Source organism: Peribacillus sp. RS7 (assembly GCF_041956845.1).
Lineage (GTDB): Bacteria > Bacillota > Bacilli > Bacillales > DSM-1321 > Peribacillus.
Window position 1 is genome coordinate 3,039,491 of sequence record NZ_CP168135.1, and the last position, 26,341, is coordinate 3,065,831.

Below are 26,341 nucleotides of genomic sequence, written 5' to 3' on the forward strand. Positions count from 1 at the left end.
TACGAAGTTAAGAAAAGGGGGGTGAATATTACTTACTCGCCATTCGAAAAAAATTTGTATTCGATTTTCATTTCGAAAACGCTTATTAATTGAAGAAAATCAACAATCAAGTTAAACAGGGCCTAAGACAAAAAAATGCCGGGCACTTCTCAATGGAGGGGAGCCCGGAGTTTTTGTTTTCTATTTAGTTACATTCAAACCGTACTGTTCAATAAGTGTGATAAGTTGGTCAGGTGAAAGTTTTTCTTCGCTATGATCAATTTTAATTTCCCCATCATCAACATCGATGATCGCACGTTCCACACCTTCCGTTTTTAAAAGTATGGACTCTAGATTTAATATCGGCCCTTCTGATGTTGCTTCCTTTACATAAAGAGTAGTTGTTTGCATATTTCTTGCGCCTCCTTAGATTACTCATAATGTCTTATCTATACCCCATCTTTCCATCAGATATGTTACGTTTTGGATTTGGAAATATTGGGTATCAATAAGTAGAGGTGATAAAAAAATGAGTAAAGAAGAATTGAAAAAGGAGCATGTTCCGGAAAATAGCTCAATGGCGAAGGATTATGAAGAAATGAAAGAACTTGGGAAGCAGATGGAAAATCAAAGGACGAATGAAGAATTGAAACAGTGGGATAAACGCCCCGGTACAGTTCAACATGAAATAGAGGAAGATAAAGATTGACGAATATCATAACCAGAATCATTCTATCTATATAAAAGGGATGCCCAGAAAATTACTGGAGCACCCTTTTGTTGTTTTCATTGCTTTTTTTGAAATGTACTTTTATGTCTCTGCTGTGCAGATTATGTACCCCAGCCAATCAAAAAAATGAAGCATACAAGAAACCGAAAAGACTGAAAAACATCAGGTCTATTCGGTTTGATGAAATACCTATTTTGCAGTAACGTTTAGAAAAAATCTTAAAAGGGCCTCTAATGTACATGTCATGACTTGTCTAGTTCGTAGGCAAACATCCATTTTGAATTTTGTTGTAAATTATCCTGCACCGCTGCATAAGATAGAGTAATACTTTTCTTTTAATCCGTTTTTTCGTACAGTATTTTTTCATTGAAAAACCGGAATGATGTGGGCTTTCTCACACTAATTTATTATATGAAGGAATGATGAAAAGCGTGCAAACATTTTTAAGGGGGGAAGAGAATGTCGGAAGAGAATAATCAACAATATGTTATCTCACAGGAAAATTGGACCCTCCATCGGAAAGGCTATGATGATCAACAACGCCATCAGGAAAAGGTGCAGGAAGCCATCAAGAATAATTTACCTGATTTAATTTCAGAAGAAAGCATCGTAATGTCCAATGGCCGGGATGTTATCAAGATTCCCATTCGCTCCTTGGATGAATACAAAATTCGTTATAACTATGATAAAAACAAACATGTAGGGCAAGGCGATGGAGATAGTAAAGTGGGGGATGTGGTTGCAAGGGATGGCTCGCCGTCCGACGCCGGGGCCGGTAAGGGCCAAGGTGCAGGTGACAAGGCCGGTGAGGATTATTATGAAGCCGAAGTGTCAATGATGGAATTGGAGGAAGCCCTGTTCAGCCAGTTGGAACTGCCTAATCTCCAGAAGAAAGAACAGGCAGAGCATACGCTTGAACATATCGAATTCAACGATATCCGCAAGACAGGCTTAATGGGAAATATCGATAAAAAGAAAACGATGATATCTGCTTTCAAACGGAACGCTTTAAGCGGGGACCCGGGTTTTCACCCTATTTATCAGGAAGATTTTAAATTCAAAACCTGGAATGAGATCCAGAAACCTGATTCCAAAGCAGTTGTGCTGGCAATGATGGATACATCCGGTAGTATGGGATTATGGGAAAAATATATGGCTCGAAGCTTTTTCTTTTGGATGAACCGTTTCTTGCGGACAAAATATGAAACGGTAGAAATCGAGTTCATTGCCCATCATACCGAAGCGAAGGTGGTTCCGGAAGAGGATTTCTTTTCAAAAGGGGAAAGCGGCGGTACGATTTGTTCGTCCGTATACCGAAAAGCATTAGAACTTATTGATCATAAATATGACCCTGCGAAGTTTAATATCTATCCGTTTCACTTTTCAGACGGTGATAACCTCACATCTGACAACGTCCGATGCGTTAAGCTTGTTGAAGAACTCATGAAGGTTTCCAATATGTTCGGGTATGGTGAAGTCAATCAATACAATCGTCATTCGACATTGATGACAGCATATAAGAATATTGATAATGAAAAATTCAGGTACTATATCCTTAAGCAAAAGGCAGACGTTTTCCACGCAATGAAGAGCTTTTTTAAAGACGAGGAAAGTAAGAAGTATGCATGAAAAAGGAAACGTGGAGAGTGATTTTTTCAAATCAATATAGTTGAAGGTGAAAAGGCGTGCGATTTATATTGTGCGTCTTTTTTTCAAAATATTCAGTTCCCTTCAGTATTAAAATTCATAAAGTCGAATTACATATGAAAAGGCCATTGCTCAACAGAAGCAATGGCTTTTTCAAATCCACTATACATAGATCATTCGTTTCGTCATTTCAACAGCACGCTGTCCAAACGCTTTCCCAAGTTCTTCATCATGTTTGGTAATAAGTAGAACATTCAACTGGGTAGGATTCTTACAGTTAATACGATCCCTGTTAAACCAACAATGATACCAACCCTCAAGGACGATATAACCTTAATTGGAAAATGCAAAAAAACCAAATAATTACTGAATTGGTTGGCATTTATTTTTCAATATGATAGTATGAAAATACATATCACATATAAGATTTAAAATCACATATGTGATTTAACGAAGAGGTGAACAACAGATGTCAGTTAAATCGGCAGAACGTGTTTTGAGAGTTTTTGAATTATTAAGCCAGTATCGAGATGGTTTAACGATTAAGGAAATAAGCGAGAAGTTATCATTTCCACAGAGCAGTACATCTGGTCTGATTGGTACGTTATTTAAGGAAGGTTATCTTTCTCTGGATTCTTTTAACCAATATAAGTTAGGGCCAAAGTTGATCCAGATTGGAAGCGCTGCATTGGAGTCGTTAGATATCTCCAAACAGGCCTTACCTTATTTAAAAAGGTTGATGGAGGATGTACAAGAGACTGTATTTATGGCGTTATTGTCGGAGAAGGACTTGGTGTATGTAGCGAAGATTGATAACAATCGTTCCATTCGAACCACTGCTCAGCCGGGAAGTCATAAACCATTATATTGTACAGGACTTGGAAAGGCCTTTTTGGCATTTATGAACGAACAACAAAAAAATCAAATTCTGGACAGCACGGAATTACTTCGTATTACGGGTCACACGATTACCGATAGACAAGAGTTGGAACAGCAGCTTGATATCTTTAAGCAGTTGGGTCATTCCATCGATGATGAGGAAAATGAAGAAGGGTTATTTTGTATGGCGGCTCCGATATATGGAGCGGATAATTCCATTCAAGCAGCGATCAGTGTGGCAGGACCTAAAGAAAGAATGATCAAACAAAGGGAAACGATTGTAGAAAAATTGTTGTTCACTTCAAAAGAAGTGTCAACCAGTATTGGCTACAAGGTAGGTCAAGGTCAACCTTAATGGAAGGAGGGAAAGGTATGGATGTTGTAAGTTTAGGAGAAACGATGATCTTATTTTCTCCTGAAGAAACGGGTCAATTAAGATATAACCGAAACTATTCTTCCAGGGTAGCCGGGGCAGAAACAAATACACTGATCGGCCTGGCGAAGCTTGGTTATCAAACAGGCTGGATGAGCAGAGTTGGTAAGGACGAACTTGGAAAAAGAATTATTGCAAGTGTGCGTGGTGAAGGAGTGGATACTTCTTTTGTAAAAGAAGATGAAAGCGCTCCCACTGGGCTGTTTTTAAAAGAACGAACAACTATCGATAGTTCAAAGGTTTTCTATTACCGAAAATTTTCAGCTGCCAGTAAAATGACTCCTGCTGATATGGAAGAAAGCTACATTGCGAGAGCGAAGATCTTATATATTACAGGAATAACCCCGGCGCTTAGTGATTCATGCAAAGAAACCGTCTTTCATGCTATCGAGATTGCTAGAAAAAATGGAGTGAAAATTGTTTTTGATCCAAACATACGAAAAACGTTACTAGATGAAAAAATAGGAAGAGACATGTTATTGGAAATAGTCGCTAAGGCTGATATCATCTTACCCGGTATTTCGGAAGGTGACTATTTATTTCAAACAAAGGATTGTAAGCAAATCGCGGCAGAATGTAAGTACTTAGGGGCGGAAATGGTGGTCGTGAAGCTTGGTGAAAAAGGAGCTTACTATTCAACCCCCAAAGATTCTGGCTATGTGGAGGCCTACCCAGTCAAAACTGTGCTCGATCCGATTGGGGCGGGAGATGGTTTTGCTGCCGGTGTACTGTCGGGCTTACTGGATGAGCGGTCCATTCAAGAATCGGTGAAAAGAGGCTGTGCCATTGGAGCAATCGTCACAAAGGTCAGCGGGGATATCGAGGGTCTTCCAGATAAAGAAGCACTGGAAGAATATATGAACCGTATTGACAAAGATGACGTCATCCGCTAAACAGCAAGAAGGAGGGTTCAAAAATGAATGCGCTTTCAACTATTTTAAAACACAAGGTTATTTCCATTGTCCGTGGCTCAAAGCCTGGGGATACGGTGAAAATTGCAGGAGCTTTAAGAAACGGTGGCGTTAAATTAATAGAAATCACGCTGAATTCTCCCAACGCCTTACATTCGATCGAACTCGTTTCCGAAGCGTTTGGCGATGAAATGGTGGTTGGTGCCGGTACAGTACTGGACCAGGAAACGGCACGGGCAGCGATCCTTGCTGGTGCGAAGTTTATTTTATCCCCAACGGTTAATTTGGAAACAATCAAAATGACCAAACGATATGGGGCAGTAAGTATTCCCGGTGCCTTTACACCAACAGAAATCTTAACGGCTTATGAAAACGGTGGCGATATCATCAAAGTATTCCCAGCAAGCATCGGCCCGGGTTATTTAAAAGATATTCGTGGTCCTTTATCACATATCCCACTGTTGCCAACAGGAGGCGTTACGTTAGAAAATATCGCTGAATTCCAAAAAGTTGGAGCGGTCGGCTTCGGAATTGGAAGCGCGCTGGTCGACACAAAGCATGAAGTCAATGAGAAATACTTAGAGGACTTAACCCGTAAAGCAGAAGCATTTGTCTCAGTTATTCGTTCTTAAAAAAACATAAAACTTTTAAGGAGAGATTCACTATGAAAATCACAAGCTATGAATTGTTCCAAGTACCACCACGCTGGTTATTTTTAAAAATCGAAACTGATGAAGGAATCGTTGGTTGGGGAGAACCGGTAATTGAAGGTAGAGCCGCAACGGTAAAATCCGCAGTTGATGAATTAATGGAAAACCTTATTGGAAAAGACCCGCGTAATATTGAAGATCATTGGAATGTGATGTACAGAGCAGGCTTCTATCGTGGCGGTCCTATCTTAATGAGCGCAATCTCTGGAATTGATCAAGCACTTTGGGATATTAAAGGGAAATATCATAATGCTCCAGTCCATCAACTTCTTGGAGGAAAAGCAAGAGAATCGATTAAAGTTTATTCATGGATCGGCGGGGATCGTCCGACAGAGGTCGGCGAAGCTGCCAGGGAAGTTGTTTCTAAAGGATTTACAGCGGTAAAAATGAATGGTACCGAGGAACTGCAATATGTGGATTCCTATGAAAAAATTGATCAAGTGTTAGCTCGGGTTTCAGCTGTACGTGAGGCAGTGGGGCCATATGTAGGAATTGGTATTGATTTTCACGGAAGAGTGCATAAGCCAATGGCAAAAATTCTTGCAAAAGAATTGGAAGTTTTCAGACCGATGTTCATTGAAGAGCCTGTATTACCGGAAAATAATGAATCATTGCGTGAAATCGCCAATCATACAGCGATCCCGATTGCGACAGGTGAAAGAATGTTCTCCAAGTGGGATTTCAAAAAGTTATTGACTGATGGATATGCCGATATCATCCAACCCGACTTATCACATGCTGGTGGAATTACCGAATGTAAGAAAATCATATCCATGGCGGAGGCTTTCGATGTGGCAGCTGCTCCTCACTGTCCATTGGGACCGATTGCATTAGCTGCCTGCTTGCAAGTCGATGCTACTTGTCATAACGCATTTATCCAGGAACAAAGTCTAGGTATTCATTATAACCAAGGTAGTGATTTGCTAGATTACATCGTTGATAACCAAGTATTCAAATATGAGGATGGGTTTGTAAAAATTCCGGACGGAGTCGGTCTTGGTATTGAGATTAACGAAGATCACGTGAGAAAAATGGCTGAGATTGGCCATAACTGGAGAAATCCGGTTTGGAGACACAAAGACGGAAGTGTAGCAGAGTGGTAAAAGGTCTGCGTTTCTTTGGTGGAAAAAATAACTGAAGCGAATCTGATTCTTACTAATAGTCTTGATAAGGAGATCCTTGCTCAGTCCAAGAAGGACAGTCAAGTCATCTTCTTCGCGGAAAAGGGGGATGGTGTAAAGAATAAAGCCCATTATTCCTTTCGTCAGCTGGATATTGGGGAAAGCTGGGCCCGTGCTTCTTCAATGAATTATGTGGACATTACTTGGTTTGGAGGGTTACCGATCCAATCTGAAATCGGATGGGAATTCGAACGATTAATTCCGGATTATGTGATTCCTTTCAAGGATTACAAAAAGGTGCAGACCGTGAACATGTTTGGCAATCCCTTGCTTTCGGAGAGTGTATATATCATTTCTGGTTACTTCCAAGGATGGCTCGGACAAAATGGCGGCTCCGTTATCAAACAAGACATGGGCGAAGGGTCGATCCTAACGGTTACCTGGAAACTTGTCAGTCAAATCGAGCATAACCCGATCGCTCTATTAATCTTGAATCGACTCATTGAGAAAATGTGTGGAAAACACAAGGTGTCAAGCAGTAAGAGTGTCAGGTGATTGATAGGAATTAGCAATCCATTCCATTTTGGATTGTTAATTTTTTTTTGTTCGTGAGGGGTGCTGCGCTTTCCCTTTAGTGGAGGTGGATGGCGGGGTCTGGTGAAAATTTCGTTCATGCCACTTCGTTCCAATCCTTCTTCACCTGCTATGATGATTTCTTACGGGAGGAATAATATAAAAAATGATTTATCTCATTTCATTTTTGAAACGATATGATTTTGTGAATATTATAAAATGAAATAGCAGTGAGGGCCACTTCCCCAAACCCCCATTGTAAAAAGAAGGCCCAATTCTCTGAGCATATCCATAATATTGTGCCATGGATAAACACTCAGGCAGCCTGTTCCCTTTGTTGCAAGGGGCAGGCTGTTTTAATTTCTCCTGAATTTATAATATTTTTTTGCTCCTTTTAATACATGCAGATTGAATATTAGGTGGTTTGTTCCCCAGAAGCTATTAGACTTTATTTGCGATTCCCTCTCTTCCTTTTTATATCCCCATGCCATTTCATTCAAACTTAGTGCTTCTGTGGGAAAAGAATAATTAGCCGCTCTCACCAGCATTTTCAAAATCTATTAAATCAAACACAGTAAGATTCCATTTATGAAAAATGATCTCATTTCTTTTCTGAACGAATATTTTTACTTTATGAAATAGCGACACTCACCTATTTGTATATAATGATGCCAGAATATAAATCTAGATAAAATCAACATCATGATAAAGGAGAAAGATGATGTCGAAGCAATTTAACTTTTTTTTATTATGGGTGTCACAAACTTGGTCCACCCTATTGAAATATAAGATCTATTTTATTCAAGCCTTTTTAGTCTTATTTTTGATGTACCTATTATTAAATGAACAAGAAATAAATACGCTGAAAATCACCCTCATTTTAATAACGTCACTATCCTTTCTTAAAAGTGCCCATAGAAAAAAAGGATGAATAAAAGTAAAGGTGTATGTAAGAGGATTACCGGGGAAGGTCTATGCGCGATACCGAGTCGCCACTTATGCGCTGGATTGTATACTGCTATGGATATAAATGTTCACGTAATGGCGACGGGCGTTATGAAAATGAGCTACAGATTAAAATAGAAGAAACTCTTCATGGAATGAAATAATGACTAAATAGGATGAATCCTTTCAAGGAAAATGAAGGTTTTAAAATAAAGTAGAATCTGTGTGATAAGAAGGAACTAATGGTTTCTCTTATCACATTTTTGTTATGTAACCATAATGATTGTACCCCCTAAAAAAAACGTTGAATTTTATAGTGTTTAAACGGTGGAGTGGATAGGAAGGTGTGCTTTTTTTATGCAGGATCATTTGTATATTACTTATTCTGTTTAACACTCATCAACATAAATGAAAATAATTACATTAAAATTGACGTTTAATGCTCTAATATGGTCCCTAAAATGATTTTTTATGAATCATTATTGGAACGAGCTACTTGTCGAAAAAAAGTAATATTAATCTTGTAATAAAAATTTATTTAGGAGGAACGTTCAATTTATGAAGAAAAATAAAATGTTAAAACCTATTAACGTTATGACAACATCATTTCTATTAGCAAGTTCTCTATTAATACCAAGTGTAGGATTTGCGGAAGAACTATCCACACCAAAGAATAAGGATATTTCGAATGCACAAGCATCCGAGGTGAAAACTCAAGAAGCGCGTACACAAACAACTGAAACACAATCACCGAGTAAAGCCGTTACAAAAATGACAGCAAACGAAACAGTCGTCAACAATTTTCAAGAGTTAAAGGTTGCTTTAGAGGCAGATAACGGAATATCGACGATTCATCTAGGTAGAGATATAGACATAAGCGGAGCGATTAAAATTCACCCGGCAAAAACGGAAATCGTGATTGAAGGAAATAATCATACACTATCGGAAACAGGAGGAGCGTTAGGAGCCGCAGATGGTATCTATGCCAATGGTAATAAACTAAGAAGTGTCCATGTAAAGAACTTGGATATTAAAGGAAAGAACTATTATGGTTTCATTACTATATATGATGGAACACAAAATGTAGAGCAAATATTCGAAAATGTAAATTACAGTGGACCACAATTAATCTGGAACCGTTTCGGGAATGCAATTTTTAAAGGAGTTAACGACATTTATATTAATGATCATACAATGCCAGGATCAGCACCTGCCCAGGAGATGGCGGAAACTGGAAGTGTAGAGATTGATGGTGAAACTAATATAAGCCATAATAATGGCTATGCTCTTATTTGGTCGATTACAGCAGAACCACAATTTAAGATTGCTCCAAATGCTAATGTAGACATTAAAACACTTCATAGTGGTTATGGAATATTTTATGCAACAGGTGGCGATGGAGGTTTTTCCATTGGAAATAATGCAAAGGTAAAGTTTGATGGGGCAAAAGGAGTTACCGTCAATGGAAAGTTTAAGTCATTTAACGTGGATGACGGTGCAGATGTACAGATAAATAGATCTGGTACGGATTCATACCCAGTGATCTCGCTTTATGGGCCAGCACAGATCAATAATCAAGCGAAACTGCATGTAACTACAGAAGATGGTCATGCTTTGCAAGTGGAAAATAAACTATCCACCATTGATTTTACTAATCCAGAGAATGTTTTATTGTCCTCAGTAAAAAAACAAGCAATAAATAATTTAAGTACATCCCTTACGATGAGTATGAATACGGGTATGGTGAATCTTTGGACGAGTGCGACAGAAAATCCTACAAATAGTTATATGGGAAAATCAGGTGGAAATCTTACATGGAAAGCTATATATAAGTATAACGTAGCTCAATCAATTGGTGGTAATCCAGAGAATTTTATTATTGAATTTAGTAAAACAAAAAAGATTGAATTAGGAAAAGATAAAGATGGGCAAGCAGAAAAAGACCTAGCCGATGCGAAGAACAAAGTGGAAAATCTGTTCACGGATGATAAGTTCGACACATTGAAAGGAACAACGGATAAAGGGGCGATTGACGAAGCCCAAGAAGCGGTCAATAAGCTTCCTGAAGGTGCAGAAAAAGACCGTCTGCAAGATTTACTGAACAATGCGAAAGATTTATTGAACAAAAAAGAACAAGCAGAAAAAGAACTAACCGATGCGAAGAACAAAGTGGAAGATCTGTTCACGGACGATAAGTTCGACACATTGAAAGAACCACGAATCAAGCGGCGATTGATGAAGCCCAAGAAGCGGTTAATAAGCTTCCAGAAGGTGCAGAAAAAGACCGTCTGCAAGATTTACTGAACAATGCGAAAGATTTATTGAATAAAAAGGAACAAGCAGAAAAAGACCTAACCGATGCGAAGAACAAAGTGGAAGACCTGTTCACGGATGATAAGTTCGACACATTGAAAGGAACGACGGATCAAGGAGCGATAGATGAAGCAAAAGAAGCGGTCCGCAAATTACCAGCCGGATCTGAAAAAGACCGTCTGGAAGATTTACTGAACAAAGCCCAAGATCTATTGAATAAGAAAGAACAAGCAGAAAAGGACCTATCCGATGCAAAGAACAAAGTCGAAGATCTGTTCACAGATGATAAATTCAACACATTGAAAGACACGACGAATCAAGGAGCGATTGACGAAGCTCAAGAAGCGGTTAATAAGCTTCCTGAAGGTACGGAAAAAGACCGTCTGCAAGATTTGGTGGACAAAGCGCAAGATTTATTGAACAAAAAAGAGCAAGCAGAAAAAGACCTAAACGATGCGAAGAACAAAGTGGAAGATTTGTTCACGGACGATAAGTTCGACACATTGAAAGGAAGTACCGATCAAGGAGCGGTTGATGAAGCCCAAGACACGGTCAACAAATTACCGGAAGGTCCGGAAAAAGATCGCTTACAAGATTTGGTGGACAAAGCGCAAGATTTATTGAACAAAAAAGAACAAGCAGAAAAAGACTTAGCGGATGCAAAGGACAAAGTGGAGAATCTGTTCACGGACGATAAGTTCGATACATTGGAAGGAACGACGGATCAAGGGGCGATTGACGAAGCCCAAGAGGCGGTGAATAAGCTTCCAGAAGGTGCAGAAAAAGACCGTCTGCAAGATTTACTGAACAAAGCTGAAGATTTATTGGATAAAGATATAACGGCTCCGAATGCACCGAAACTAAATGAAGTTACAACAAACAGTAAAGAAGTAACAGGAAGCGGTGAACCTGAAGCAAATGTGACTGTCACCATTAATTCCAAGAAATATACTGGGGTTGTAGGTCCAGACGGGAAATTCAAGGTTGCTATTCCAAATCAACCCGTTAATACGATAATAACAGTCACCCTTACAGACGCGGCAGGAAATATCAGCGGGAGTTCATCTGTTAAGGTGGTACAGTTTATGCCGAGTGAACCTGTTAAGCTCAATACTGTGTACCAAAATGCAGAGGTTATAACAGGAACTGCACCTGAAGGGGCAACGATCGTACGCTTACTGGTAAATGGCGAAGCTCTACGTACGGCACCTGTCAATGAAGATGGAACATTCAGTATATACAGTAAGTACGTAGGAGTGGACGAGAAGGGAAATAATAAAACCCTACAAGTAGGCGATGTCGTAACGGTTGACTACGGTATGCGGACTCCATCGAAATTACAAGCTCATACTACGGTAGTCAAGGAAGTTGAAAAACTACAGGTAAATGCAGTGGCTCCTAATGCGGATTATGTTACTGGCAAAGCACCTGAAGGAACTCTAAGTCTCCGTTTGTTAGTGAATGGAATGCCTCAGAGAACAGTTTCCCTAACTCAAACCGGGGCAGGTTACATTAATTCGGATGGAAGTTACCAAATTTACAGCCGATTTATCATCGATGAAAATGGAGCAAACCGGAGGCTAAAAGCAGGAGATGTCATAGAAGTTGATTATGGTCCACTAGTAGTTGGAGGAGACGTAGTAAAAACGATCGTCAAATAATCATTGTGAGAATGATGTAAGAAGGCCTCTCCTATAGGAAGTGGGTCCTTCTTACATGTTTCAAAAGCTTTTTAAAGTGTTATGAGTATTTTTTTCGTTACAAATAAATAAGGATCCAATTTTGTGTATGAGAGAGTGAGAAATATAGAGAAAAGATACTGAAGAATCTCTCTTTAAAAAGGATTTATATATTTATTAAGGGGTGACATTATGATATTAAAGAGTAGCTTCAGCAGTATTTGGATCTGTATATTAACTTTAACTATATTTTTGACGGGCTGTACGTCAGGAGAAAAGGTTGTTCAGGATGAACAGCAAAAGCAAACGAACTCTTCCACTAAGGACGAAACAGGACAAGAGAAAGCCATATCTGGCGTAAACATTCGGATTGAAAAGGCTTTGAAGCTTGAACATCCAGATCAAAAAGGAAAAGAAGTTTTACAGATACAGCTGAAGGCAACTAATAAAACGGCAGAAGAACGATTTGTAGACGTTTTTGAAATGTCGGTATGGAATAAAGAAAATAAAAAACTAAGTATCTATCCTGGAGATAATTTGGGGACACAATTATCACCTGGAAAAAGTGTTAAAGGAAATGGGTACTATGTAATAGAAGGTAAGGGGCCGTTTAAGGTGCAGTATGAAAATACTGACACTAAAGATAAGCAGGAATGGATCATTAACCAAGTGACAGACATGATAGCTGATGCCCCTAAAAAGTAGGCAGTGTTATTATAAGCCTGGCTAAAATGTTTGAAATCCCCCGAGTAATGGCACCGTGATAAAGGCCAATTCATCGGGGGGTTTTTGTATTTCCTTAAACGATCAAGAGAATGGAGTAGTGAAAGTTTTTGATCGTTTCCTATCTGCTTGCTTGTTAATATATTTTCATTTTTTGGGGACGGTCCGGCCTATTCTAAATTAGAAATATACTCGGCTAAAAATGCGTGTTTGCAAAGGGCAGGCTACTCTTAATCTTTACGCATAACCCAGCTGTTGGTGTGAGTCTATATATCATGAAAAAAACATGGTTATCCAGGTTATAAAGGGTAGATGAATCAAAAACAGAACGATTCATTCGAAATCTGAAACTAGGATTAAAAGTAAATATGATAATTTATTAATGCTAACGAAAAATATAATGGGAAACGAAACTTACAAAACGGATATTCAAGAATTTCTAGTATGTGTATCGAACATAAAATAAATTGGTTGTACCTGGTCGGTTTTGCTTACTTATATCTTTAATATTAGAAGTTTGCCAGTTTATTCGGTGTAATGGTTTGGTTCGTGAATTGACATTATGGCGTGTTAGTTTTAATAAATCGTTAAGTTATAAATGAAATGGAGGAGTTGAATCATGATAACTGCGATAACTCATGAAAGAAAACAACAAATATATAATGCTCAATACTCGCACAAATCTAATCTGCGGAGAGAATTAAAGAACAAGACGGCTAAAATCGGAGTGATTGGATTGGGGTATGTTGGTCTTCCAACAGCTTGTCATTATGCAGCTGAAGGATATAAGGTGACTGGATTCGATGTCTCCGAGTCAAAAGTGGAAAGTTTAAATAGCGGAATTAATTATATCAATGATGTAGATAATGACGAGCTTAGCGAATTGATAAACCAAAAGCGATTTACTGCGACAACGGATATGAAACAGGTTGGAGAGATGGATGTTCTTTTGATTTGTGTCCCGACCCCTGTCAATAATTTGAAAGAACCTGATATCTCGTATGTGAAAGATGTAGGACAAGTTATAGCTGAACATGTGAAGGAAGGAACAATGGTTATTTTAGAAAGTACAACGTATCCAGGAACGACAGAAGAATATATCTGTACACCATTAACAGATAGAGGATATGTGATTGGGGATAACCTTTTTGTAGCTTATTCGCCTGAAAGAATTGATCCAGGAAATAAGAAATTCAACTTAAGCAACACCCCAAAGGTTGTCGGGGGGATAACGGAAAACTGTACAGAATTAGCATGCATGTTTATCGGAAAGAACGCCCATTGTGTTAAAGGGATCCGCGTTGCAGAATTAAGCAAAATCTTTGAAAACACATTCCGGTGGATTAACATGGCTTTGGTCAATGAATTGACAGTTTTGTGCAAAGAATTGGAAATTGATATATGGGATACGATCAATGCAGCTTCCTCGAAACCATACGGGTTCATGAAATTTACCCCAGGTATTGGTGTAGGGGGACATTGTATACCGGTCGATCCCTACTACTTGCTCTATAAAGCAAAAGAACATGGTCAACGAACAAAAATGATTGAACTGGCAGGGGATATTAATGACGGGATGGTTCACTATTCATATAACCGCATACTTGAGCTGCTTGCAGCCAAAGACAAGCTTATGAAACACTCACATGTTGTGGTTTTAGGTGCTTCTTATAAAAGTGATATTGGTGATTTAAGGGAAAGCCCGGTCGTTCGCTTACTAGAAAGGTTACAAAATAAAGTCCAGAATCTAACTGTCATCGAACCCTATGCAAAGGAAATCCGGATCAATGATCAAATTCAACCGGTGGCAAAATACGATGCTGCCATTCTTCAAAGAGCCGATATTGTTGTCATTGGAACACCACACAATTGTTTTGACTGGAAAAGTGTCCATGATAATGCGTCATTAATATTCGATTCCAAAAATGTGATGGAGGAAAATGGTCTGCTGTCCAATAAGGTTGCAAAATTATAGGCATCAAAAACAAATATGTGAACAAACGAAAAAGGTTTAAAGATGGATTGGAGTTGATTGAATGAGTGGGACACTCAATATAAACGATATTTTTCAAATGGTAAAAAAGCGCATGGCACTCATTTTTATCATCACAACCCTTATTACGGCTATAACGGGTATCGTAAGCTTTTTTATTCTTTCACCTGTTTACCAAGCTTCTACACAAATCTTGGTCAATCAATCCAAGGAAAGTACAGAACTTTACAATATAGGTGAGATTCAAACCAATATTCAATTGATTGAGACTTACGGAGAGATCATCAAAAGTCCAATGATGTTGGAAAAAGTAAAAAATCGACTGAATCTTGACATTTCAAATACAGCGTTATCGGAACAAATCGAAATCGTCAGTAAGGGTAATTCCCAAATATTTACCATTAAAGTTGAAAGCACGGACCCTAAACTTGCCGTAAATGTCGCCAGTGCAATTACGGACATCTTCCAAGATGAAATAAAAGCGCTAATGAATGTGGATAATGTCAATGTCTTATCAAATGCAACTATAGGAGATAATTCCTCACCTATAAAACCGAATCCGATCACGAACATGATCTTCGCATGTTTTGCAGGGTTGGTAATAAGTTTAGTTCTTACATTCTTGATCGAATTTTTAGACAATACAATCAAGGTTGAATCTGATATTGAAGATCATTTAAAGATGCCGATGCTAGGCATCGTTAATTTAATGGAAAATAAAAAAAAACGAAAAAAGTAGATTTATAATCACAACCTCAAGAGGTGAAAAGCTTGACACGCAATGAACGGCATAAAATGACGGAGAGTAAGAAAAGGAGCAGTATTTCTATGTTGAAATCGAAATCTCCGGTTGTGGAGCAATATAGGACGATCCGAACGAATCTTCAATTTTCCGCTGTGGAAAAAGACATAAGATCCATGATTTTCACCTCAGCAAACGCAGGTGAAGGAAAATCAACCACTTCAATTAATGTCGCAGCAGTTTTTGCACAGCAAGGGAAACGTATCCTCATCATAGATGCGGATTTGAGAAAGCCCAGTGTTCATACTAACTTTAACATGGAGAACTACCTGGGGTTAACGAATGTCATATCAAAGCAAAACAAATTACATGATGCTGTACAACCTTCCATTTACCCAAATTTAGATGTGTTGACAAGTGGCCCCATTCCTCCTAACCCATCGGAATTGCTTGGGTCAAACGGAATGGTGACATTGTTGGATGAAGTAAAGATGAATTATGATTTGGTTATTCTGGATACGCCGCCTGTTAATGCTGTTACAGATGCTCAAATACTAGCGAATATGACAGATGGAGTCGTTTTAGTGGTTAGCAGCGGAAGTACTGAAATACAGCAAGCAAAAAAAGCGAAGGAATTACTTGAAAATGCAAATGCAAAGCTTTTAGGCGCAATCTTAAATAAGAAAAAACAAAAACATCCTGACGAATACTACTACTATGGTAAATGAAATAAGCAGTTTGGATTTGATTTAACATTCGTAGTTAGGCCAAAGAGGGGATACCAATGATTGATATTCATAGTCACATTTTACCCGATATCGATGATGGGGCTGGAAATATCCAGGAAAGTATAGAAATGGCGAGAAAAGCTGTAGAACAAGGAATCACCAATATCATTGCAACCCCTCATTATAATAGGGGGATATATGAAAATGATAAAGAAAAAGTGTCGGAGGAAACTAGAAAAATAAACCGAGTACTTGATGATCTGGAAATCCCGCTAAAAGTATGGCCTGGGCAGGAAATCAGGATATCCGATGAACTTATGGATGATTATGATAATAATAAAATCATGGGCTTGAATGGTTCGCAGTACATCCTTCTCGAACTGCCTTCAAACCATGTGCCAAGATATACGGAACGATTAATCTATGATCTTCAAATGAAAAGAATGACACCGATAATTGCTCATCCAGAGCGGAATTTGGAAATAATAAAAAATCCGCAACTTCTAAAAGAGCTAATTTGGAAGGGGGCGTATTCACAAATAACAGCAGGGAGCATCACAGGTAAATTCGGATGGAGAACAAAAAGATTTTCCAAATTTTTAGTTCACTCAGGTCTTACTCATTTTATTGCTTCAGATGCTCATAATGTTGGAAACAGAGGTTTTCAAATCAGGGAAGCACAAAGGATGATTGAAAAGAATTTTGGAAAAGAAGTAGTGAATGCCTTTAATGAAAATGCCGAGAATGTTTTGTACGGGATGAAAGTTAAGGAACTCTTGTTTGATTAAAAATATTTATATGAGGAGAAGTAGATTTGACATATTATAACCGGCTTTTCACATTAGTCATACTGGACGCCATGATTGTTGTGATCGCTGTATTTTTAAGTTATTGGTTATTACATCCATATGATGAAATACCGGCTTTTGCACTGAATAGTACGCTTATTTTGCTTGTGTGTCATTATTTCTTTACTGCTTATTTGAAACAGTATAAAAAGGCTTGGGAATACGCCAGTATCAGGGAAATGTTCAATATATTCAAAGTGACTGCATTTGCTATCACCATTACTACCTTCTTTCAGCTGTACTTTACCAATTTTCTATATATAAGAGAACTTTTCATTACATGGATCCTTTATATGGCCATGATTGGGTGCTCACGTTTGGCATGGAGGGTTTATTTTGATCGATACATTAAGCAATCACCGAATAAAAAAAGAACGTTGATCGTTGGAGCCGGATCTGCTGGGACGATGATAACTAGTCAGTTGTTAAAATCCAGCAATATAGAATTAGTCCCAGTTGCATTCGTTGATGATGATAAAACGAAGCTAAGTTTAGAAATCTTCAACATACCAGTAGTAGCAGTAACAAAACATATTTCTCAAGTGGTTGAGGAATATAAGATTGAGCATATCGTCATTGCGATTCCTTCTTTGAAAAGGGATGAAATAAATTCCATTTTTGCAGAATGCAATAAAACTTGTGTAAAGACTCAAATTGTCCATAGCCTTGAAGCGATTGTTCAAGGTAAGGTTCCAATTAATGAATTGCAAGATATCCAGATGGAGGACTTATTGGGGCGCTCACCCGTTCAACTTGATGATAAAGGTATTTCGGAAAAGATTGTTGATAGTACTATTTTAGTAACAGGTGCGGGCGGTTCAATTGGATCAGAAATCTGTCGTCAAATCATGAAATATAATCCAGCTAAAATTGTATTGCTTGGACATGGTGAAAACAGCATTTACTCGATTGAGTTGGAATTGCTTGAGGCTTATGCAGATACCATTGAGATTGTGACTGAAATTGCAGATATTCAGGATCGCAGGAGGATGTTTCAGGTCATCGACCATCATCGTCCTAACATCGTCTATCATGCAGCCGCTCATAAACATGTGCCACTTATGGAGTCCAACCCTAAAGAAGCGGTGAAAAATAACATCATAGGCACGATGAATGTTGCAGAGGCATCGGAGGCTGGCATGGTGAATATTTTTGTCATGGTTTCGTCGGATAAAGCAGTAAATCCAACCAGTATAATGGGCGCTTCTAAATGTTTAGCCGAGATGATGATCCAGCATAAGAGTTTGTCGAGTCATACTAAATTTGTAACGGTCCGATTTGGAAATGTCCTTGGCAGTAATGGCAGCGTCATCCCACTCTTCAAAAAACAAATAAAAAAAGGGGGACCTTTGACAATTACTCATCCGGACATGATTCGCTATTTCATGACCATTCCCGAAGCTTCTAGATTAGTCATTCAGGCAGGGGTCCTGGCCAAAGGCGGAGAGGTATTTGTACTTGATATGGGTGAACCTGTCAAAATTGTCGATTTTGCAAAAAAGCTCATCCAATTGTCAGGTTACAATGTTGAAGACATTGGGATTACCTATACTGGAATTCGGCAAGGTGAAAAATTATACGAAGAACTACTTGGGGAAGATGAAGTTTATTTAAATCAGATCTATCCAAAAATCCATATTGGAAAACCAAGAGAGGTAAATTGGAATGCAATAAAGGATATTATCACAACATACGATGTCTTGAGCGAAGAAACGTTAAAAGAAAGAGTGTTGAATTTAGCAAATTATAGGACGAATAACAAAATTCCCGTTAGGTGAAAATGACTCATATCCCGATGATTAGCAATTACTAGAGAAGGTAAGGCGAGTGTTTACATTCTAGCAACCTTGTTATCCAATGAATGTAATAGAAGTGAAGAGAAATGAAGAATAATAGAAAAAACGATTGGAAATGCGATAAGAGTAGCAATTAAAAGCTGTAAAGCTATCTGAGATTTCCTTTGTTTATACTTGTAACGATCCACAATGATGATTTAGGAGGAAAAAATGAAACGGGCTTTTGAATTATTGATATCTTGTCTGGCTCTCATATCCAGTTCACTTGTTATGCTGTTTATCGTCATCCTCATCCGTTTGAAATTAGGTTCCCCTGTCATTTTTAAGCAGGAGCGCCCAGGCCTTAATGGGAAATCATTTTATCTGTACAAGTTTAGAACGATGACAGATGAAAAAGATGAAAAAGGGGATTTGGTTCCTGATGAGAAGAGATTAACCGATTTTGGGAAATTGCTTAGAAAATTAAGTTTAGATGAATTGCCACAGTTGATTAATGTTATCAAAGGCGATGTGAGTTTTGTAGGTCCACGGCCGTTATTAATGGAATATCTCCCATTATACACTGCCGAACAAGCAAGGAGGCATGATGTCCGTCCAGGAATGACAGGTTGGGCACAAGTGAATGGACGCAATGCAATCTCGTGGGAGAAAAAGTTTGAGCTTGATGTCTGGTACGTAGAAAATCAATCCTTTTTACTGGATATGAAGATCATATATCTTACCTTGATTAAGGTATGTAAACAAGAAGCCATTACCCAAGAAGGGCATGTGACAACCCGAAAATTTGTTGGATAGTAGGATGAATGAAGTTCATTGACCATTTACCAATATAACTCAAATGTTTTGAACCTGGAGGGAACACCAGTAAACCTCTAACTCCTGTAGATATTTATCTTAAAGAAACACTAAATTAGATGAGTGAGAAGTGATTTAAATTGAAGAAAATCGTAATAATCGGTGCAGGCGGGCACTCAAAAGTTGTGCAAGATATTATTGAAGCAACGGGTGAGTATCGGCTCATGGCTATTTTGGATGATCAATACGAAGTGCTGAAAAAAAAGGGAAATATATATCTTGGCCCCATCTTATGCTTTAAAAGCTTGTTTATCCATTTTGAATGTAAGGTAATTATTGCGATAGGCAGGAATGATTTAAGGTTAAAAATCGTAAACGAGCTGAATTTAGATGTAATGGATTATGAGACAGTCATTCACCCCACTGCTGTAGTGGGTGAAAATGTATCGATAGGAAAAGGAACAGTCATTATGCCGAATGTCGTCTTGAACGCGGACGCGAGAGTGGGGAATCACGTCATCGTTAATACGTCTTCTGTCATTGAGCATGATACTCAGCTTAATGACTTTATCCATATAGCTCCTAGTGCAACCCTGACTGGAGCTGTCATGATCGGAACTGGAACCTTGATAGGGGCTGGATCTACCGTTATACCAAACATCACGATAGGTGTATGGTGTACGATTGGGGCCGGATCGACCGTTATTAAAGACATTCCTCATGCATCTACCGCTGTTGGGTCCCCAGCAAGGATAATAAAATAAGGAGTGTGTGGGATGGAGTATAAAAGGTTGTATCTTTCGCCTCCTCATATGAGCGGGAATGAACAAATGTACGTTAGCCAAGCGTTCGAGACAAATTGGATTGCGCCTCTAGGACCGAACGTAAATGCTTTGGAAGAAGGATTTGCCAAATATGCAGGCACTAAAGGGGCATTGGCAGTAAGTTCAGGGACAGCAGCCATTCATTTGGCATTGCAAGTATTGGGAGTCACCAGTGGTGATACCGTATTCTGTTCTTCATTAACTTTTATAGCCAGTGCAAATCCTATCGTATATCAAGGGGCGAAGCCTGTCTTTATTGATTCTGAATCAGATACTTGGAATATGTCTCCTAAAGCATTGGAAATGGCATTTGAAGACGCTAGGAAAAAACGGGAAATTCCAAAGGCTGTCATTTTAGTGCATCTATTTGGTCAGAGTGCAAAGGTGGATGAGATCAAGAGCATTTGCAGGAAATATAAAGTTGCTTTGATTGAGGATGCCGCAGAATCCCTTGGTAGTACGTATAAGGGGAAGCAAACAGGAGCGTTTGGTGATATAGGGATTTATTCGTTGAATGGCAATAAAATCATTACAACTTCTGGTGGGGGCATGCTTGTTTCAAATAACGAAGATTTTTTGCATAAAGCTCTCTATCTATCTACTCAAGCACGTGACCCAGCCATTCATTACCAGCATAGCGCAATTGGATATAACTATCGTTTAAGTAACATTCTAGCTGGAATTGGCCGTGCCCAATTGGAAGTATTAGATGAGCGTGTAAAAGCACGGAGAGAAATCTTTGCTCGGTATAAAAAGTCGTTGGCAAACATAGCAGGCATCACCTTCATGCCCGAGTTAAAAGATACGATGGGGAATCGCTGGCTGACGGCTTTAACAATAGACGACAAAATTACTGGAGTACGTTACAGTGATGTGATTAATGCGTTAGAAGCAAGAAATATTGAATCAAGGCCTGTCTGGAAACCATTACATTTACAACCCATCTTTAAAGATGCAGCATTTTTTTCAGAAAGCGGCGATAAAAGCATTTCAACTATGTTATTTGAACAAGGTCTATGTTTACCATCCGGTTCCGGCATGACATTAGAAGATCAAGAGCGGGTTGTGAAAATCGTAAAGGAAGTAATTGAACCGTCCAAAATAGCTCGATGAATTTTTCGTCGTGTCATACGAGTCAAATCATTAGAGGACCGTGACATACATTTTTCATTGATATAAACTAAGTCCGCTTTAACAGTATTTAAACTTCCTTACAATGAAAAAGGAGGCCAAACAAAATATGAGAATTACCTTTAAACAGATTTATCAAGATATCGACAAGTTAGTTTGTTTATCCAATAAACATAGGCGAAATGGTTTGAATTGCAGAGAGATTGAAAAAACAAGAAAAAGACTAGTTGAAAATATAAAAGCCATAGAGCTTCATACCATCGTTTTCAATAATGAAGATTCTGGATAAATAGTACCTGATATTACCTTTTCCTTCCGAAAAAAGGTTTCATTTTTGGAAGCCTGTTTAAATCTATAATAGAAATGAGCGTGCTTATGAAGATCGGTGATAAAGTGATTTATAAATCAAGTGGATATAAAATTATTTACATCTATAGAAATGATTTAAAAGTCGAGCTTCTTTCACTTGATTGTAAGCATGGTAAATTCGAATTGGCACATATATCTCATTTGAAGAAGACAAACCCTCATTATGCAGAGAATTCACAAAAAGTGCCCCATTATGACTATCGATGAGTAAGGGTTGTATTTTATTTTATTGTTTCTAAAATAGAATAGAAATTGACACACCACTCCGGATGTTGGTCAGGCTGTCGAGAAACTCTCCACAGTCTTTTTCTTTCCTTTGTTTATTATCTATTTACCGCTTTACTTATTCCTATGTTATGACTTACCGCATCAACTATAAGGTCATAAAAAGACAATACATCTATCGATATTATATTAAATCTTTTTGGGAATGTATTTAACTTGGCATTCGTGTTCTTCCTCTCCAAAATAGAAGACTCCCGTGAATTTTTAACTTTTCCACCAGGAGGAAATGCATTTCTTTTAATAGTGTCTCTCTACAAATCCTCGATAAAAGAAGGATGGTTTTTTTTGTAAAGAACATACGGATGTTGTAAAATGGATGGTTTCTAAAATGAAATGCTTCATTGCTAGTTTGGAATTTTATTACTAATCCAATTATATATAACCACTATTCGTAATAGGATATTATCATTACCTTTCTAATTCCTTAACTGTACAAAGCTTGGGATAGTATTCGATGGTCATGCAGTTGCTCAAAAATATCTAAAAGTGAGTCAATTTTCGAGCAGGTTATCAACTGGAAAGAGTGTTTTACTGATACCTATATGGGAGTCCAAGCTCGGATAAGTTTCAAAAATTGATTTTTCTGTACCGTATATGAAACGACGCTGGAATAAAGTTGTGGTAAATTTAGGTAGTAAGTAGTGTGTGTTTTCTGTTATTTTGAAAATGTGTGTGGGATTTATGAAAATTAGGTATTAATACTCAATCGTATGTATCGATAGTTATAATAAGAATATATGAAAATCAATAAAGTTAAAGGTGATTGTATGAATCGATTTAATGACCGTTATTCAAAACTGCTGTATCATTTATTTTATGAGGATAACTGGTGTAGTTTAAACGAACTATCAAAAAAAACAGGTTATTCGAAAAGCACTTTATGGCGGGATATATTACATATGAGTTCCAATCTTCCACCTGAATGGAAAATTGAAAAGAATGAAGTTCAGGGCGTAAGATTATTGAAACCTAAAAACGGCACCTTGGAAGAACTTTGGTTTCATCTTAAAAGCGAAAATACCTATTTTCAAACCTTGGAATTAATTCTTTTTAACAATGGAGTAACGATAAAACACATTACTCAAAAAGTACATATTAGTCGCTCTACAGTGTACCGCCAGTTAGAGAAAATAGAAGAAGTATTAAAAAGTGCCGAAGTTCAATTATCGAATAGTCCTTTTAAAATTGTTGGGGATGAAAAAAAGGTTAGGCGATTCATCATGCAGTATGTAGAGTATATGTCGGGCAATTTAAATGACTTTATTACATCTTTTGATCTTAAGGAGTTTCAAGACACTCTATTGGAGCTATTGAAGGAACATTCAACTTCTTTGCATATGGGTGCAATACAAAGACTAGCGATAATCCTTCATATCTCTAACATTCGCATAACACATAATAGTTTTGTGACATTCCCAAGAGTGGTAATTGATGAAAATGAAACATCCAAAGCATTTGAAATATCAAAGAAACTTTTCAAGTTCATGGAAAAATGTCCAAATAGGGAGAAACAGATTCGAGAAATTTTATTTCTTTCTTTATATCTAATGAGCGAAGAAATGTCTTTAAACCGTACCCAAGAGCTTCGGTACATTCGTTCCAAACTTAATTCGGATAGCGGTAAGCCTTTAAGTCAATTTCTAAGTAATTTATCTAAAAAAATTGGGTTGGATGTTTCTCAGGACGATATTTTCATGTATGAATTTGCGCAAACTCTTCGTGGGATCTCCTTTGATTTTCAATTAAAAACAGATACCAGAATAAATAATATTTTACAATTCGTTCCTTATTTTGAAAAAAACCCGTTATTCGGAATTATTGAAGAAATAGCAAAATATATCTCGGAAGAATTTACTATTTCTTTTGAAAATATAGAAATATTAGAAATATTCATGTTGGTCCAAGCTTCAATCTTAAGAAAAAAAAACCAGATGATTATAGAGACAGCATTAATTTGTCGTTCATATGTAGAGAAAGATTATATTCGTGAGGTATTAAAACATCATTTTGGAAACCAGCTTAATATTTATGTAATGGATTTTTCCGATATAGATTCACTTTTCAGAAAAAATGGTTTTGATATTTTAATAACCACGGATTTAGGGCAGTTAATTAATATTGAGCACATTCCTGTTTATAAAGTTTCTTCATTTCCAACTCCTTCTGAATTAAAAGAAATCAAGATGTTCACTCGAAAGAATTTTATTGATAGGTATGGTTTAAACCCTAATATCTTATATCCATTTGAAGAAGATATTGATTGAGGTTAGTCTTCAACATTTAATTTCATCACTATGTCCTTTTACCCCTAAACAGTAATATGCAGCTAATAAACTACCTCGTCATTAAGCCTTGGTCATTTTTTTTTCTCCAAAGGGGAAGGTGAAAAGCATTACTTATCTGACAGAAGTTTAAGGGTTGATATCATTTACAATAGATAAGGGAGCACCAAATGACCAAAGTGAAAACGCCAAACATTCACTTCCCAATTTAAACCACAGATCATTCTCTTATTTTCAAAATTTTAAAACACGAATGGATACCCTTTTGATACCTTTATCACGGAAGCGATATCTGAGATCAGAAAGTGAACGAATCCAAAACATTTCCCTTCTTCCCAGCTTGAATTTTGAAATGATGTTAAATGGTAAAATAAGCTCAACTATAGGCTGCATTCCTTCTTTAATTAAATATTCGGACCGAAAAGGGTTAGTGATATTTCCAACATATTTGCTAAGGTCATCCACAATTGTAATTTTGGATCAAAATACTGGGTGTCCGTTGAAAGATTGTGTCTCTTTAACGATTTGACAGCAAATCATGAACCTGTAGTGCAATGCTGTAACGGAGGAAAGAGTTTGCACCACCGCCGCTATCAGTGGCTGCTAAAGGAAATGGCCCAGGTACAATACCTGGGCCATTTCCTTTAGGAACTTTTTATACTGTTCAAATAATGTGTGACAGTTCTCTTTTTTTAAGGTTGTTTTAACAAAATTTATTGAGTTGTAACATATTCATTTTTCCCTGCACGCATTCCAACAATAAATATAAGTGCAGATATTACTACCAACATTAATAAGGGAATTGTCCAGCTGTGTGTAACGTCATGAAGCAATCCGAATAATATTGGTCCAATGGCAGATAAGAGGTACCCGAATGATTGAGCCATTCCTGATAATTCTGTAGCTTCATGGGTATTTTGTGTTCGAAGACTAAAGAACATCATGGATAAACTGAATATGGTACCGACTCCAATCCCGATCAATATCATGCATACTGGGATGAATAGAGTGCTGCCGTACAATATGCCGAATATCCCTGTAATAAGGAAGATGACAGGTGGGACCACTAACAGACGCTGACTTTGTAAGCGGCCAGCTAAAATTGGCACAATGAATGTTATAGGAATGACTGCAAGCTGCATGATGGATAGCATCCAACCAGCTTCATCAGCGTTAAGGCCTTTTTGCTCCAGGATTTCCGGCATCCAGGTAATGACTGTATAGAAGATAAAAGATTGCAATCCCATGAAAAAAGTGATCTGCCAGGCTAAACCAGAACGCCATAAGTTAATCTTTTTAAACTTTTGAGCCGATTGTACATCCTTACCTGACTTGAATGGCCGTCTTAATTGCGGCATCCAAAAGAAAATTGTAATAAGAGATAAAATCCCCCAACATCCAAGGGCACCAGCCCATCCCAATCCTGATGAAGAAGCAATGGGAATGCTGATCCCGGAACCTATTGCGCCACATAAATTCATGGACACTGCATAAGTCCCTGTCATCAAACCGATATTCCTGGCAAAGTTATGTTTAATCAGACTGGGTAACAATACATTGCCCATTGCGATGGCTAACCCGATTAAAATGGTCCCTATGAACAATGTCTGCACTCCGCCAACGGAGCGTACCCCAATCCCAATCGTTAATAATATCAAAGATAGGAAAAGGGTGAGCTCCATTCCAAAACGCCGTGCTATCCTAGGTGCAAATGGTGATAGTAATGCGAAAGAAAGCAAAGGTAATGTCGTTAATGAACCTGATAGTGTATTGGATATCCCCAAATTATCACGGATCGAAGTGACAAGGGGGCCAACCGATGTTAAGGGAGCCCTTAGATTGGCCCCAAGGAGAATGATCCCGATGATGAGTAGTCCAAATCTAGGTTTAATATCCATTTTGGTT

At 37.9% G+C, this 26,341-nt stretch carries 23 protein-coding genes; 21 read left to right on the plus strand and 2 right to left on the minus strand.

What is annotated here, in order from left to right:
- Window positions 1-180: 180 nt before the first annotated feature.
- Entirely contained in the window at window positions 181-390 is a 210-nt protein-coding gene (locus ACDZ29_RS15265; protein WP_289317779.1) for a hypothetical protein, read from the minus strand.
- A 118-nt stretch (window positions 391-508) separates the two neighbouring features.
- Here ACDZ29_RS15265 and ACDZ29_RS15270 point away from each other — a divergent pair, with 118 nt between their 5' ends.
- The 21 genes from ACDZ29_RS15270 to ACDZ29_RS15370 all read left to right on the plus strand — a co-directional run bounded on the left by ACDZ29_RS15270 (window position 509) and on the right by ACDZ29_RS15370 (window position 24,418).
- Window positions 509-688: a hypothetical protein gene (locus ACDZ29_RS15270; RefSeq protein ID WP_289323863.1), complete on the plus strand. Its 180-nt coding sequence runs from the start codon at window positions 509-511 to the stop codon at window positions 686-688.
- A 480-nt stretch (window positions 689-1,168) separates the two neighbouring features.
- Window positions 1,169-2,338: a sporulation protein YhbH gene (gene yhbH / locus ACDZ29_RS15275; protein ID WP_289323864.1), complete on the plus strand. Its 1,170-nt coding sequence runs from the start codon at window positions 1,169-1,171 to the stop codon at window positions 2,336-2,338.
- A 487-nt stretch (window positions 2,339-2,825) separates the two neighbouring features.
- Window positions 2,826-3,590: an IclR family transcriptional regulator gene (locus tag ACDZ29_RS15280; RefSeq protein ID WP_289323865.1), complete on the plus strand. Its 765-nt coding sequence runs from the start codon at window positions 2,826-2,828 to the stop codon at window positions 3,588-3,590.
- A gap of 17 nt (window positions 3,591-3,607) precedes the next feature.
- Window positions 3,608-4,561 carry a sugar kinase gene (locus ACDZ29_RS15285; protein ID WP_289323866.1) on the plus strand — a complete coding sequence of 318 codons (954 nt, stop codon included), beginning with the start codon at window positions 3,608-3,610 and terminating at the stop codon, window positions 4,559-4,561.
- 23 nt (window positions 4,562-4,584) lie between these two features.
- Window positions 4,585-5,211 carry a bifunctional 4-hydroxy-2-oxoglutarate aldolase/2-dehydro-3-deoxy-phosphogluconate aldolase gene (locus tag ACDZ29_RS15290; RefSeq protein WP_375088080.1) on the plus strand — a complete coding sequence of 209 codons (627 nt, stop codon included), beginning with the start codon at window positions 4,585-4,587 and terminating at the stop codon, window positions 5,209-5,211.
- A gap of 32 nt (window positions 5,212-5,243) precedes the next feature.
- Entirely contained in the window at window positions 5,244-6,392 is a 1,149-nt protein-coding gene (gene dgoD, locus ACDZ29_RS15295) for a galactonate dehydratase (protein ID WP_375088081.1), read from the plus strand.
- Between the two features lie 18 nt (window positions 6,393-6,410).
- On the plus strand, window positions 6,411-6,965 hold the full coding sequence (locus ACDZ29_RS15300) for a hypothetical protein (RefSeq protein ID WP_375088082.1): 555 nt from the start codon (window positions 6,411-6,413) through the stop codon (window positions 6,963-6,965).
- A 1,521-nt stretch (window positions 6,966-8,486) separates the two neighbouring features.
- Window positions 8,487-10,232 (plus strand): toxin Cry1Ac domain D-VI-related protein, encoded by a 1,746-nt coding sequence (locus ACDZ29_RS15305; protein ID WP_375088083.1) that lies wholly within the window; start codon window positions 8,487-8,489, stop codon window positions 10,230-10,232.
- A complete protein-coding gene (locus ACDZ29_RS15310) occupies window positions 10,160-11,902 on the plus strand; it encodes a toxin Cry1Ac domain D-VI-related protein (RefSeq protein ID WP_375091147.1) in 1,743 nt (580 codons plus the stop codon). Before ACDZ29_RS15305 ends, ACDZ29_RS15310 begins: the two co-directional genes overlap by 73 nt.
- A gap of 210 nt (window positions 11,903-12,112) precedes the next feature.
- On the plus strand, window positions 12,113-12,625 hold the full coding sequence (locus ACDZ29_RS15315) for a hypothetical protein (RefSeq protein ID WP_375088084.1): 513 nt from the start codon (window positions 12,113-12,115) through the stop codon (window positions 12,623-12,625).
- Window positions 12,626-13,262: 637 nt separating this feature from the next.
- The gene (locus ACDZ29_RS15320; RefSeq protein ID WP_375088085.1) at window positions 13,263-14,618 is read left to right on the plus strand and encodes a nucleotide sugar dehydrogenase; all 1,356 of its coding nucleotides are present in this window, start codon (window positions 13,263-13,265) and stop codon (window positions 14,616-14,618) included.
- Window positions 14,619-14,679: 61 nt separating this feature from the next.
- Window positions 14,680-15,375, plus strand: a complete 696-nt coding sequence (locus ACDZ29_RS15325) for a YveK family protein (RefSeq protein WP_370014011.1) — start codon at window positions 14,680-14,682, stop codon at window positions 15,373-15,375.
- Between the two features lie 89 nt (window positions 15,376-15,464).
- Entirely contained in the window at window positions 15,465-16,106 is a 642-nt protein-coding gene (locus ACDZ29_RS15330) for a CpsD/CapB family tyrosine-protein kinase (RefSeq protein WP_289323874.1), read from the plus strand.
- 56 nt (window positions 16,107-16,162) lie between these two features.
- On the plus strand, window positions 16,163-16,894 hold the full coding sequence (locus tag ACDZ29_RS15335) for a tyrosine-protein phosphatase (RefSeq protein ID WP_289323875.1): 732 nt from the start codon (window positions 16,163-16,165) through the stop codon (window positions 16,892-16,894).
- Window positions 16,895-16,920: 26 nt separating this feature from the next.
- Window positions 16,921-18,732, plus strand: coding sequence for a polysaccharide biosynthesis protein (locus ACDZ29_RS15340; RefSeq protein WP_375088086.1), 1,812 nt, complete (start codon window positions 16,921-16,923; stop codon window positions 18,730-18,732).
- Window positions 18,733-18,960: 228 nt separating this feature from the next.
- Window positions 18,961-19,545 (plus strand): sugar transferase, encoded by a 585-nt coding sequence (locus ACDZ29_RS15345; protein WP_375088087.1) that lies wholly within the window; start codon window positions 18,961-18,963, stop codon window positions 19,543-19,545.
- A 140-nt stretch (window positions 19,546-19,685) separates the two neighbouring features.
- The gene (locus ACDZ29_RS15350) at window positions 19,686-20,309 is read left to right on the plus strand and encodes an acetyltransferase (protein WP_370014016.1); all 624 of its coding nucleotides are present in this window, start codon (window positions 19,686-19,688) and stop codon (window positions 20,307-20,309) included.
- A gap of 12 nt (window positions 20,310-20,321) precedes the next feature.
- Window positions 20,322-21,482, plus strand: coding sequence for a DegT/DnrJ/EryC1/StrS family aminotransferase (locus tag ACDZ29_RS15355; protein WP_375088088.1), 1,161 nt, complete (start codon window positions 20,322-20,324; stop codon window positions 21,480-21,482).
- Window positions 21,483-21,609: 127 nt separating this feature from the next.
- Entirely contained in the window at window positions 21,610-21,789 is a 180-nt protein-coding gene (locus tag ACDZ29_RS15360) for a hypothetical protein (RefSeq protein WP_370014018.1), read from the plus strand.
- 74 nt (window positions 21,790-21,863) lie between these two features.
- Window positions 21,864-22,076 carry a hypothetical protein gene (locus ACDZ29_RS15365; protein ID WP_375088089.1) on the plus strand — a complete coding sequence of 71 codons (213 nt, stop codon included), beginning with the start codon at window positions 21,864-21,866 and terminating at the stop codon, window positions 22,074-22,076.
- 845 nt (window positions 22,077-22,921) lie between these two features.
- Entirely contained in the window at window positions 22,922-24,418 is a 1,497-nt protein-coding gene (locus ACDZ29_RS15370) for a BglG family transcription antiterminator (protein ID WP_375088090.1), read from the plus strand.
- Window positions 24,419-25,149: 731 nt separating this feature from the next.
- Here ACDZ29_RS15370 and ACDZ29_RS15375 read toward each other — a convergent pair.
- Window positions 25,150-26,334: a CynX/NimT family MFS transporter gene (locus ACDZ29_RS15375; protein ID WP_375091148.1), complete on the minus strand. Its 1,185-nt coding sequence runs from the start codon at window positions 26,332-26,334 to the stop codon at window positions 25,150-25,152.
- Between the last annotated feature and the right edge of the window lie 7 nt (window positions 26,335-26,341).